Annotated in this window: 11 protein-coding genes, 1 rRNA gene and 1 pseudogene; 11 read left to right on the top strand and 2 right to left on the bottom strand. The window is 52.8% G+C overall.

Annotated elements, in window-relative coordinates; translation table 11 throughout:
• The first annotated feature begins 44 nt into the window (after window positions 1-44).
• The 3 genes from recQ (at window position 45) to VPR01S_RS21180 (ending at window position 3,043) form a co-directional block, all read left to right on the top strand.
• Window positions 45-1,880 carry an ATP-dependent DNA helicase RecQ gene (recQ, locus tag VPR01S_RS21190; RefSeq protein ID WP_021707412.1) on the top strand — a complete coding sequence of 612 codons (1,836 nt, stop codon included), beginning with the start codon at window positions 45-47 and terminating at the stop codon, window positions 1,878-1,880.
• Window positions 1,873-2,187 carry a DUF3630 family protein gene (locus VPR01S_RS21185; RefSeq protein ID WP_021707411.1) on the top strand — a complete coding sequence of 105 codons (315 nt, stop codon included), beginning with the start codon at window positions 1,873-1,875 and terminating at the stop codon, window positions 2,185-2,187. Before recQ ends, VPR01S_RS21185 begins: the two co-directional genes overlap by 8 nt.
• Window positions 2,188-2,368: 181 nt before the next feature.
• Window positions 2,369-3,043, top strand: coding sequence for a 7-cyano-7-deazaguanine/7-aminomethyl-7-deazaguanine transporter (locus VPR01S_RS21180; RefSeq protein WP_021707410.1), 675 nt, complete (start codon window positions 2,369-2,371; stop codon window positions 3,041-3,043).
• Between the two features lie 57 nt (window positions 3,044-3,100).
• Here VPR01S_RS21180 and gppA read toward each other — a convergent pair whose 3' ends face one another.
• Window positions 3,101-4,591 (bottom strand): guanosine-5'-triphosphate,3'-diphosphate diphosphatase, encoded by a 1,491-nt coding sequence (gene gppA / locus VPR01S_RS21175; protein WP_021707409.1) that lies wholly within the window; start codon window positions 4,589-4,591, stop codon window positions 3,101-3,103.
• Between the two features lie 7 nt (window positions 4,592-4,598).
• Window positions 4,599-5,897 carry an ATP-dependent RNA helicase RhlB gene (rhlB, locus tag VPR01S_RS21170; protein WP_021707408.1) on the bottom strand — a complete coding sequence of 433 codons (1,299 nt, stop codon included), beginning with the start codon at window positions 5,895-5,897 and terminating at the stop codon, window positions 4,599-4,601.
• Between the two features lie 112 nt (window positions 5,898-6,009).
• Between rhlB and trxA the strand changes: the two genes are divergently transcribed.
• The 8 genes and pseudogenes from trxA to VPR01S_RS21135 form a co-directional block, all read left to right on the top strand.
• Complete coding sequence (gene trxA / locus VPR01S_RS21165) at window positions 6,010-6,336, top strand: thioredoxin TrxA (RefSeq protein ID WP_021707407.1); 327 nt, start codon at window positions 6,010-6,012, stop codon at window positions 6,334-6,336.
• 204 nt (window positions 6,337-6,540) lie between these two features.
• Window positions 6,541-7,800, top strand: a complete 1,260-nt coding sequence (rho, locus tag VPR01S_RS21160; protein ID WP_040903291.1) for a transcription termination factor Rho — start codon at window positions 6,541-6,543, stop codon at window positions 7,798-7,800.
• Between the two features lie 102 nt (window positions 7,801-7,902).
• Window positions 7,903-8,898 (top strand): hypothetical protein, encoded by a 996-nt coding sequence (locus tag VPR01S_RS21155; RefSeq protein ID WP_021707405.1) that lies wholly within the window; start codon window positions 7,903-7,905, stop codon window positions 8,896-8,898.
• 79 nt (window positions 8,899-8,977) lie between these two features.
• Window positions 8,978-10,355, top strand: a pseudogene (gene ubiD, locus VPR01S_RS21150) (4-hydroxy-3-polyprenylbenzoate decarboxylase); the annotation flags it as partial.
• Window positions 10,356-10,444: 89 nt separating this feature from the next.
• Window positions 10,445-10,831, top strand: coding sequence for a UbiD family decarboxylase (locus VPR01S_RS23270; RefSeq protein ID WP_425585319.1), 387 nt, complete (start codon window positions 10,445-10,447; stop codon window positions 10,829-10,831).
• A complete protein-coding gene (locus VPR01S_RS21145; protein WP_021707403.1) occupies window positions 10,828-11,097 on the top strand; it encodes a 2Fe-2S iron-sulfur cluster-binding protein in 270 nt (89 codons plus the stop codon). Before VPR01S_RS23270 ends, VPR01S_RS21145 begins: the two co-directional genes overlap by 4 nt.
• 15 nt (window positions 11,098-11,112) lie before the next feature.
• Window positions 11,113-11,826, top strand: a complete 714-nt coding sequence (gene fre / locus VPR01S_RS21140; RefSeq protein WP_021707402.1) for an NAD(P)H-flavin reductase — start codon at window positions 11,113-11,115, stop codon at window positions 11,824-11,826.
• Between the two features lie 520 nt (window positions 11,827-12,346).
• Window positions 12,347-12,622, top strand: a 16S ribosomal RNA gene (locus VPR01S_RS21135); the annotation flags it as partial.

The following is a 12,622-nucleotide window of genomic DNA, read 5'->3' as shown; positions in this document are numbered from 1 at the left end:
GCCAATGCACAATCCACATTCAGCATTTCCTGACCGAGAATTCAATGACCTCCACACTGTTAGCCGAACCCACTCAGCCGCCGCTCACTCCCCAGCATGTTCTGGAGACCGTTTTTGGCTACCAGACGTTCCGTGATGGTCAGCAGGAGGTGATTGAGGCGGCGATGGCCGGGCAGGACAGCCTGGTGATCATGCCAACAGGTGGCGGCAAGTCACTCTGTTACCAGATCCCGGCGCTGGTTCGTGACGGCTTGACGCTGGTAATCTCTCCGTTGATTTCATTGATGAAAGACCAGGTGGACCAACTCAAAGCCAACGGCGTGGCGGCGGAATGCATCAACTCCACTATGTCGCGAGAAGCGCTGATCTCGGTCTACAACCGCATGCATCAGGGCACGCTCAAGCTGGTGTACGTCTCGCCGGAACGGGTATTGATGCGTGACTTTATCGAACGTCTGGAGAGTCTGCCGCTGGCAATGATTGCGGTGGATGAAGCGCACTGTATTTCCCAGTGGGGACACGATTTTCGTCCCGAGTATGCCGCACTGGGCCAACTCAAGCAGCAGTTTGCACACGTGCCGGTGATGGCGCTGACCGCCACCGCGGACGACGCCACGCGCAAAGACATTCTCCATCGGCTGCAACTGAATCAGCCGCACACTTACCTCGGCAGTTTTGACCGGCCCAACATCCGCTATACGCTGGTGGAGAAGCACAAGCCGGTGTCGCAAATCGTGCGTTTTCTCGACAGTAACAAAGGCAGTTGCGGGATTATTTATTGCGGCAGCCGTAAGAAAGTCGAAATGCTGACCGAGAAACTGTGCAATAACCACATTCGTGCTGCCGGGTATCACGCCGGCATGGACGCCGATGAGCGCGCCTGGGTACAGGAGGCGTTCCAGCGGGACGATCTGCAAATTGTTGTCGCCACCGTCGCGTTTGGTATGGGGATCAACAAACCCAATGTCCGCTTTGTGGTCCACTTCGACATTCCGCGTAACATTGAGTCCTATTATCAGGAAACCGGCCGTGCGGGCCGCGACGGGTTACCGGCGGAAGCCATGATGCTCTACGACCCGGCCGACATTAGCTGGCTGCGACGCATGTTGGATGAGAAAGACGACGGTCCGCAGAAGCAGGTTGAGAGCCACAAACTCAACGCGATGAGTGCGTTTGCCGAAGCCCAGACCTGCCGACGTCAGGTGCTGCTGAATTACTTCGGAGAGTACCGGGAAAAACCGTGTGGGAACTGTGACATCTGCCTGGATCCGCCCAAACATTTTGATGCCACTCAGGAAGCGCAGAAAGCGTTGTCGTGTGTCTACCGGGTCAATCAGAGTTTTGGCATGGGCTACGTGGTGGAAGTGCTGCGTGGGATGCAAAATATCCGGGTGCGGGAAAACGGGCACGATAAATTGTCGACCTATGGTCTTGGCCGCGATCACAGCCACGACTACTGGGTGAGTATTTTCCGCCAGTTGATTCACAAAGGCTTGCTGACTCAGAACATCACGCGCAACTCGACACTGCAATTGACCGAAGAAGCGCGGCCGCTGCTGCGTGGTGACATGTCGCTCGAGCTGGCGGTGCCAAGGTTAGATACCGCAGCACGTGCCGCGAAAGCGGATAAACTGTCGAACAAACACTATGATAAGAAACTGTTCGCCAAGCTGCGTAAACTACGCAAAGCGATCGCCGATGAAGACGGGCTGCCGCCATACGTGGTGTTCAGTGACGCGACCTTGATCGACATGGCCGAAATGCTGCCGACGTCGTACGGCGAGATGCTGGCGGTCAGCGGGGTCGGGCAGCGTAAACTGGAAAAATACGCCGATCCATTCTTAGATTTGATTCAGGAGCACATTACTCATCATGGCTGACACACCGACAGAATTTGGACTGGTGGAATACGAGCCCGAATACGGACGGCTTATTATTCGTGCGCCGCGCTTTGACTTTGATTTGTTTCCTGAGCTGGGGGAGCGACTGGTGGTTCTGTTGTCGGCGCGGGTGCTGGAAAAGCAATGGGATGCGGATATCCATTCCTGGTTGATCGATTTCGAAGGCTGCCAGCTGTTTTTGCGGGCAGAGCATTACAGTGAATGCGTGTGGCTCGAGGCGCTGTCGGTGGAGGAGTCTACCGAGGAGCTGGCGTTTCTTGCCGAGCTGTTCCGGCGCGGTTTTTAGTGCTCAAACGTTTGCCTCGCTGACGGCTATTGCGAACGTCATTGGTTAAGGTATAATCGCCCGCCGCTGCCTGCTGGCGGGCAGCCACACGTATTTGATTGACATTGTTGGTAAGAATCACGTCACAAGACGGGTTCGATTTGGGTTCCCTCGCCCCCAAACCAAACTAAAAAGGTATCGCATGAGTCACTTTACCCCTGCGCAGCAGCGCAAAGCCCTGTCGTATTTAGTTCTGTTCCACCTGATCATCATTGCTTCGAGTAATTATCTGGTGCAGTTGCCGTTCACCCTATTTGGTTTTCATACCACCTGGGGCGCATTTACTTTCCCATTCATCTTTTTGGCCACGGATCTGACGGTACGGATTTTCGGTGCGCCGCTGGCGCGCAAGATCATTTTTCTGGTGATGCTGCCGTCACTGGCGGTGTCGTATGTGCTGTCGGTGCTGTTCTTGGAAGGGCAGTTCCAGGGACTGGCGCAGTTGAGTGAATTCAATCTGTTTGTCGCGCGGATTGCGATTGCCAGCTTTATGGCCTATCTGCTCGGGCAAATTTTGGATGTACACGTCTTCAACCGTCTGCGCCAGATGAAGCAGTGGTGGGTGGCACCGACTTGTTCGACGTTGTTTGGTAACGCCCTCGACACCATGGCATTCTTTGCTATCGCGTTTTACCAGAGTCCGGACGCCTTTATGGCCGAGCACTGGACCGAAATTGCGTTGGTCGACTACAGTTTCAAATTGATCATCAGCCTCGGATTGTTTGTCCCTATGTATGGGGTGCTGCTCAACTATCTGATCCGCAAAATCACCGCGGTTAATCCGGATTTTCAGGTCACCGGAGTCAAACAACCTTAAACCGTAATAAAAAGCCCGGGTTAATCAACCCGGGCTTTTTTGTGTTCGAAGCGCGATTTAGCGGGATGCAACCACCAACGGCCAGCCGATGTCGGTTTGGCGGTTGGCTTCGATTTCCAGTTCAGCTGCGGTCAACGGGTTGGCTGCCAGCCAGCCGTGATCGAGAGTCAGAGTCAGCTTGTCACCATCGGCGTGCAGTGTCACCTCCGGCTCCAGAGCGACGCTGCGACGGTGAGTCAGCAGAACCGCCAGACGCAACAGACGCAGCACACGTTTCGCACTGTTGCCGGACAAGGCGTGCTGCTCCGGCAACGAGGTCAACTGCTCCCGGTAGCGGCGCGCCACTTCCCCCAGAAAGTGCTTTTGCGCCCGGGTGTAGCCAGGCAGATCCAGATGTTGCAACAGGTAGGCACTGTGCTCGCCGCCTTTTTTGTAGTCAATGGTCAGACCGAGCTCGTGCAGCTTGGCGACACTCTCCAGCAGCATGGCACCCTGATTTTCTTCGATCCAGTCATCGCCACAGGCGTGCAGCAGTTTTTCAGCCAACGCGGCGACCTGGTTACCGTAATCGACGTCCAACTGATAGCGCGCCTGAACACTGGCAATCGTGCGGGCACGGATGTCGTCCTGGCGCAGCTCTTTGACCATTTCATACACCAGCCCTTCGCGCAGCGCTCCGCCGGCCAGCGTCATGGAGTCAATGTTCAGCAGTTCAAAAATGGCGATCAGGATCGACAGGCCGCTGGGGAACACCAGTGCCCGTTCCAGCGTCAGACCTTCAATTTCCAGCTCTTCGAGGTGATCCGCCAGCATGGCCTGCTTCTGCAGACGCTTCAGCTTGGCGAGGGTGATCACTTCATCCATGCCTTGCGCCAGCATGATTTCCTGCAGCGCCTGCACCGTTCCGGATGCGCCGACACACACGTCCCAACCGAGGCGGGTGTATTGTTCCAGAATAGGTTGCAATGTGGCTTTGGCTGCCGCAATCGCGTTACTGAAGTTAGTGGCAGTGAGCTGACGATCTTTGAAGTGGCGTTCCAGCCAGGTGACGCAGCCCATTTTCAGGCTGGTCAGCGCTTTGGCATCAAAGCCTTCGCCGATGATGAGTTCGGTACTGGCGCCGCCGATGTCGACCACCAGGCGACGGCCAATTCCGCCGGACGTATGCGCGACGCCTTTATAAATGGTCGCCGCTTCTTCTTCTCCGCAGATCACGTCAATCGGATGCCCCAGGATCTGGTTGGCTCGGGTCAGAAACACATCCACATTGGTGGCGGTTCGCAGTGTGGCGGTCCCGACAATACGGATGTGTTGCGCCGGAATGTCCTGCAGGCGTTCCGCAAACAGACTCAAACAGTCCCAACCCCGCTGCATCGCTTCCTGACTCAGCGCATTGTGGTCATCCAGCCCGGCGGCGAGACGCACCTTACGTTTGATCTTGGCCATGGTTTGCACGCTGCCATCGATATGACGCACCACGAGCATGTGAAAACTGTTCGACCCGAGGTCGATGGCGGCATAGAGCGGAGAAGAGACGGCTTGGCTCATAAACGGCTTACGAATCCTTTTGTTGACGTGGTGGGCGTGGACGACGCTGCGGTTTGCGGCTACGAGACCCCCCCGTGTTGGTGCGACGTTGCTGCTGCGAGCTTGAGCGCATGCGAATGGCCGGTGGCAGATCCGTCAGCAGAGCGGTCGGATCGTATTCCGAGGTCGGGATCGCATGTTCAATGTACTCTTCGATCGCCGGCAGGTTGATGGCGTACTGTTCACAGGCAAAGCTGATCGAGTGGCCGCTGGCACCAGCACGTCCGGTCCGGCCGATACGGTGAACGTAATCTTCGCAGTCATCCGGCAAGTCGAAGTTGAAGACATGCGTCACTTGAGGAATGTGCAGACCACGGGCGGCAACATCGGTGGCCACCAGAATGTCGAGATCGCCTTGCGTAAATTGTTCCAGCACTTTTTCGCGTTTTTTCTGCGGTACGTCGCCGGTCAACAGACCCACACGGTGGCCGTCGGCTGCCAAATGGCCCCAGATCGATTCACATTTGTGCTTGGTGTTGGCAAACACGATCGCACGGTCTGGCCAATCTTCTTCGAGCAGCGTTTGCAACAGCGACATTTTGTGTTCGTTGGATGGGTAGAACAGCTCTTCCTGAATCCGGTGACCAGTTTTCTGTTGCGGTTCAGACTCAACTTTTTGCGGGTCATTCATGTGCTCGAACGCCAGTTCCTGTACTCGGTAGGACAGCGTGGCAGAGAACAGCATGTTGAGGCGCTCTTTGGCATTGGGCATGCGGCGGAACAGGAAACGAATGTCTTTGATAAAGCCCAGATCGAACATGCGGTCCGCTTCATCCAGAACCACAGCCTGAATGCTGTCGAGGTTAAAGACCTTCTGTTTATGGAAGTCGATGATGCGACCTGTGGTGCCGATCAGAATATCGACGCCTTGTTGCAATTTTGTGAGCTGCTTATCATAACTTTCACCGCCGTAGGCCAGTGCGGCCTTAAGTCCGGTGCTGGCAATCAGAGGTTCAGCATCGTTATAGATCTGGATAGCCAGTTCACGGGTCGGAGCCATAATGATGGCGCGCGGCTGGGTTGGCTGGCGGCCTTCGCGCTCTGGCGTGGTCAGCAGGTGGTGGAAAGTAGCAGTAAGAAACGCGAGGGTTTTACCAGTGCCCGTCTGGGCCTGGCCTGCAATGTCTTGGCCGGTGAGCAGGACCGGCAACGCCAAGGCTTGGATCGGGGTACAGTATTCGAACCCTTTTTTTTCCAATCCTTCAACAACTTGGGCGTGTAATCCCAAATCGGCGAACTTTTGCTCTGTGATATGCGTCTTTTTCATGGCTATAGAATATCAGCTTAAGCTTGCAATACGAAAGTAAATACATTCCAATAGAGCATCTATTTACTGGTTATCATCCAACCAGCTCAGAAAAAACACATTGGAGTGGAAGATGAGTGATAAGATTTTGCAGCTAACTGATGACGGTTTTGAAAATGACGTAATCAAAGCTGCAGGCCCGGTTCTGGTAGATTTTTGGGCAGAATGGTGTGGTCCTTGTAAGATGATTGCGCCTATCCTGGACGAAATCGCAGACGAGTACGAAGGCAAACTCACTATCGGCAAACTAAATATCGACCACAACGCAGGTACTCCACCTAAGTTTGGTATTCGTGGTATTCCAACGCTGCTGCTGTTTAAAGACGGCAATGTAGCGGCAACCAAAGTTGGCGCCCTGTCTAAGACTCAACTGAAAGAGTTTCTGGACGCAAACCTTTAAGCCTTAGCTCAAATAATAAAACCGTGCATAATTACCGATGCACGGTTTTGTTTTTGAAGCGTAACTAAATCTAGACTAGGCTAGTATTTAGTGCTAACTTATCGCACGTTAAATAAACAAGTGTTCACTTCTTGGTCAATCCTGCGACCAAATCCTTCTTAACTAACAACAGATCCTATTTTGACTAAACAAGCATCCACCACAATGAATCTAACAGAACTGAAGAACAGACCTGTGTCTGATCTTGTCAAACTGGGCGAAAGCTTGGGCCTTGAAAACCTGGCACGTCTGAGAAAACAAGACATCATCTTCGCTATCCTCAAAGCTCATGCGAAAAGTGGTGAAGATATCTTTGGCGACGGGGTACTGGAGATTCTTCAAGACGGTTTTGGTTTCCTGCGCAGTGCAGACAGTTCGTACCTGGCAGGTCCTGACGACATCTACGTGTCACCGAGCCAAATCCGACGTTTTAACCTGCGTACCGGTGACTCTATTGCCGGTAAGATTCGTCCACCTAAAGACGGTGAGCGCTACTTTGCCCTGCTGAAAGTCAACACGGTTAACGACGACAAGCCGGACAACGCCCGCAACAAGATTTTATTTGAGAACTTAACGCCACTGCACGCCAACGAGCGTATGGTGATGGAGCGTGGTAATGGCTCAACCGAAGATATTACCGCGCGTGTTCTTGACCTGGCTTCTCCGATTGGTAAAGGTCAGCGTGGCCTGATTGTTGCTCCGCCAAAAGCGGGTAAAACCATGCTGCTGCAAAACATCGCTCAGAGCATCGCCTACAACCACCCTGAGTGTGAGTTGATGGTGCTGCTGATTGACGAACGTCCGGAAGAAGTAACCGAAATGCAACGCTTGGTGAAAGGCGAAGTGATTGCCTCGACGTTCGATGAGCCAGCGTCTCGTCACGTTCAGGTTGCTGAGATGGTGATCGAGAAGGCCAAGCGTCTGGTTGAACACAAGAAAGATGTGGTGATTCTGCTGGACTCAATCACTCGTCTTGCTCGTGCTTACAACACCGTGGTTCCGTCATCAGGTAAAGTTCTGACCGGTGGTGTGGACGCCAACGCATTGCACCGTCCGAAGCGTTTCTTCGGTGCAGCTCGTAATGTGGAAGAGGGCGGCAGCCTGACCATCATCGCGACGGCACTGGTCGACACCGGTTCGAAGATGGATGAAGTGATCTACGAAGAGTTTAAAGGTACAGGTAACATGGAACTGCACCTGAACCGTAAGATTGCAGAAAAGCGTGTCTTCCCAGCGATCGACTTCAACCGCTCAGGCACTCGTCGTGAAGAGCTGTTGACCAAAGCTGATGAGCTGCAGAAGATGTGGATTCTGCGCAAGATTGTGCACCCGATGGGTGAAATCGACGCGATGGAATTCCTGATCGATAAATTGGCCATGACCAAGACCAATGATGAGTTCTTCGACGCGATGCGTCGTCAGTAACCCATTCTGACTTGTGAAAACGCCACCGCTTGCGGTGGCGTTTTTTATTGCATTCTATTTATATAAGGCTCAGAATGAGGAAGATGTTACAAGGAGGTTAACATGCAACAAGGAATGTTGTCGTCACTTCTCCTGATATCGTCATTACTGCTCCCGGTGTCGCCACTCAGCGCCACGGAAATGTCACCACAAGTGATAGAGCAATGGGCGCATGACGATCAGATCAAACACAAAGTCGATGAACTGATGCAGCTGGTTAAAGCGGATAAAATCGATTCTCTCAATTTCGCTCTCGAGCGACTGGCGTTGCCGCAACAAGAGGTGGCACGTTATCGCCTGTTGTCTGAAATCGAACACCAAGACCTGATCTTAACGCCGAAAATGGCACTGTTCATTGAGCGTCAACAAGCCCAGCCGCCCGTGTATCAAATACTGGAACGGGGAGACGGGTATGAATTCAGTGTGCCGGCTTTTGACTATCCGGCGATCGCGTTCCGTCTGTTGAAACGTTGGCGTCAGGATCAGACCACGCTCGATTTTGTGCTGATGGCAGAACGTGGTGAGCTGGATCTGCAACACTGGCTGTCAGGCAGTGATTATCAGCTTCAGACCCGCGAAGCGCTGTTGATTCGTGAACTGGACAGTCTGTCGCCTCGCGCCCTGACGGCTCTCACGCAGCAGCTGACTCAGGCGAAAGTCACCAGTTGGTTGCCGTCGTCTCAGGTGATGGTGCGCCTGGCTCAGGTCAGTGACGACCCGGAAGTGTATAAATTGTTGTGGCTGATGCGCGCTGACAGCAATACCCGAGATGAGTTGTTACGCTTAGCCGCCCGTCATGATCCGTTTTCGCTGCATCAGGTGATACTGGCAACAGCCAATCCCAGCCTCAAAGAAGACGCGCTCAAAGCCCTGACCCGAGTTAAGCCGATGCCGCAAGAGGTACAGCAATTTCTGATTGAGCGGATGGGCAACAGCGACGAGGCGCCTCTGGTCGCTCGCCATCTGGCTGAGCAGGGCTACGGCAGTTGGTTACGTGATTTGGCCGACAGCAATCAACAGGTCAAAAGCAGTGCGATTTTGCAGGCGATTGCCCAGTAATACCCACACGAAAAATGGGGCACCGTCTAGAGTGCTTTTTGGTATACTGCGTGCAGTTTAACCAGCCAGCAGAAGGCCTATGAGTTTTAAGGATTTACGCGATTTTACAGATTATCTTGAACGCCAGGGCAAGCTAAAACGCATCACTCACCCAGTTGATCCTCATTATGAAATGACCGAAATCAGTGACCGTACGCTGCGTGCCGGTGGGCCGGCATTGCTGTTCGAAAATCCGATTGGTTACGACATGCCGGTCTTGACCAACCTGTACGGGACGCCGGAACGGGTTGCCATCGGAATGGGGCGCCACGACGTTCAAGAGCTGCGCGAGGTGGGCAAATTACTCGCTTATCTCAAAGAGCCGGAACCGCCACGTGGTTTCAAAGATGCGCTGGACAAGCTGCCAGTGTTCCGTCAGGTGCTCAATATGCCAGCCAAACGGCTGCGCAAAGCCGCTTGCCAGGAGATCATCTGGCAAGGCGAAGAGGTCGACCTCGACAAAATCCCGGTTATGAGTTGCTGGCCCGATGATGTAGCGCCATTGATGACGTGGGGCTTAACCATCACTCGTGGGCCGCACAAGAAACGGCAGAATTTGGGCATTTACCGTCAGCAAAAGCTGGGTAAGAACAAAGTGATCATGCGCTGGCTGGCGCATCGGGGAGGAGCGCTGGATCTACGCGACTGGATGGAGACTCATCCAGGCCAACCGTTTCCGGTGTCGGTCGCCTTCGGGGCGGATCCGGCGACGATTCTGGGGGCGGTGACACCCGTACCAGATACCTTGTCCGAATACGCTTTCGCTGGTTTATTGCGGGGCCGTAAAACCGAAGTGGTGAAATCGATCAGCAATGATTTGGATGTGCCTGCCAGCGCCGAAATTATCCTGGAAGGCTATATCGATCCGACTGAATTTGCGCAAGAAGGTCCATACGGCGATCACACTGGCTATTACAACGAAAAAGAACGTCACCACGTATTTACCGTTACGCACATCACGATGCGTAACGAGCCGATCTATCACAGCACGTACACCGGCCGTCCACCAGATGAGCCGGCGGTATTAGGCGTGGCGCTCAATGAAGTGTTTGTGCCGATTCTGCAAAAACAATTTCCCGAGATTGCAGATTTCTACCTGCCGCCGGAAGGGTGCTCGTACCGCATGGCCGTGGTGACCATGAAAAAACAATATCCCGGTCACGCGAAGCGGGTCATGATGGGGGTATGGTCATTCCTGCGCCAGTTTATGTACACCAAGTTCGTGATAGTGTGTGATGAACAAGTCAATGCCCGCGACTGGGATGAGGTGGTTCAGGCGATGACCGAACACATGGATCCGGTGCGCGACACCCTTTTGATCGAAAACACGCCGATCGACTCGCTGGATTTTGCTTCTCCGGTGACGGGGCTGGGGTCGAAAATGGGCCTGGATGCGACAATAAAATGGGAAGCAGAGCAGAGCAGGGCATCTGATACGTTGACCCCGCCGAGTGCCCGGGTTGGTGAGGCAGAGATCGAGCAACTACGTCACGTATGCCCGGATCTGGTGGATATACATCTGCCACAAGGTGCGCAGCAACGATTCGTACTGGTGTCGATGAAAAAAGACGCCGCTGGTCAGTCCCGGGCTTTGCTGGACAAACTCTGGCCATGGCTACTGACTTTGAGTGATGCCCGCTTTGTGGTGCTGTGCGATGATGACGTCAATGTCAGAGACTGGAATGATGTTATCTGGGCGATCACGACGCGCATGGATCCGGCACGCGACACCATTCAATACCCGGCAACGGAAGGGCAGAGCAGCAAGCTGGCTCTGGACGCTACCAATAAGTTCGACGGGGAAGTACAACGCGAGTGGGGGACTCCTATTCAGAAAGATCCCCAACTTGTGGCAAAAATCGATGCGATCTGGGATAAGTTAGGTATCCTATGAGCCACCTTGTCATCTTGCAGCCAGCGAATATCCAGTTTGATGTGCAAGATGGAGAAACAGTGCTGGAAGCGGCGCTCAACCATCAAATTAGCTTCCCGCACCGTTGTCAGGTCGGCGCATGCGCTGCGTGTCTGTGCCGAAAAATAGAAGGCGAAGTAAGTTATCTCCTTGAACCCATGCTGACAGAGAAGGAGCAGGAACAGGGATGGATATTTGCTTGTCAGGCCTTAGCCGAAAGTAATTTAGTGCTTACTTTTGATGAGTAAGTATAGAGGAAGACCATGACCATCCAATGTAAAGTAAAGTCTATTCAGCCGTTAGCCTGCAATACATACCAGATCCTGCTGCATCCAGAAACTCCGGTGGCTTTTAAAGCCGGCCAGTACCTGATGGTGGTAATGGGAGAAAAAGACAAGCGTCCGTTCTCTATCGCCAGCAGTCCGTGCCGCCATGAGGGGGAGCTGGAGCTGCACATCGGAGCTGCGGAGCATAATGCTTATGCCGGTGAAGTGGTTGAGGCGATGCAAGCCGCTTTGGCGAATGGCACGGATATCGCGATCGATGCCCCGCACGGTGACGCTTGGGTAAAAGAGGACAGCCAACGTCCACTGCTGCTGATCGCAGGGGGCACAGGCTTCAGCTACGTACGTTCGATCTTGGATCACTGTATTGCGCAAAACAAATCCAATAACATCTATTTATACTGGGGCGCGCGCGATGAATGCCAGTTGTACGCGAAAGACGAGTTACGCGCGATTGAACAGCGATATAATAATGTTCATTTTGTTCCGGTCGTGGAGCAAGCAGAAGCAGACTGGCAAGGAAAAGTCGGTAACGTATTGCAAGCCATTAATGACGATTTCGATTCACTGGCCGACTACGATATCTATATCGCGGGTCGCTTTGAAATGGCGGGCTCTGCGCGTGAACAGTTTACACAAAATAAACAAGCGTTAAGTGATCACATGTACGCAGATGCGTATGCCTTTATTTAATTAAAGGGTTTCCAGAAGCGAAAAAGAGGGTTTTATACCCTCTTTTTTACGTTATTGATGCTTTATTCAACGAAATGACTCTTTTTTCAATTTTTTTTGAAAAAGGGCTTGCGCTGAAATCTCAACTCACTATAATGCGCATCCACTGACACGGCAGACGCCACAAGGCTTCATCGGTATCAGCGAGGTGAAAAACTTCTCCGAAAAGAAATTTGAAAAAGTGTTTGACTCTTCAAATTATCTCGCTAGAATGCACCTCCTCTTTGAGAGAAAAACTTCTCGAAAAGCAAGCTCTTTAAGAATATAAACCTATCAATCTGTGTGGGCACTCGTTGATGATAATCCAAATTGATGTTTCGACATCAACTTAGGTTTCAATGAAACGAAGTGACCATTCGAATTGGGAAGCAGCCTTGAGCTGTTTTGTTTTACTTTTTCAAAAGTGAAAACCAATAAGAGCACAGTCAATTCAAACATTACTATATGTAATGTTCAGTATTCATTGAGCCGACAAAATCTTAAATTGAAGAGTTTGATCATGGCTCAGATTGAACGCTGGCGGCAGGCCTAACACATGCAAGTCGAGCGGAAACGAGTTCACTGAACCTTCGGGGAACGTGAACGGCGTCGAGCGGCGGACGGGTGAGTAATGCCTGGGAAATTGCCCTGATGTGGGGGATAACCATTGGAAACGATGGCTAATACCGCATAATAGCTTCGGCTCAAAGAGGGGGACCTTCGGGCCTCTCGCGTCAGGATATGCCCAGGTGGGATTAGCTAGTTGGTGAGGTAAGGG

It is taken from the genome of Vibrio proteolyticus NBRC 13287 (assembly GCF_000467125.1).
Taxonomy (GTDB): Bacteria; Pseudomonadota; Gammaproteobacteria; order Enterobacterales; family Vibrionaceae; genus Vibrio; species Vibrio proteolyticus.
This window is presented reverse-complemented; position numbering and strand designations above follow the sequence as displayed.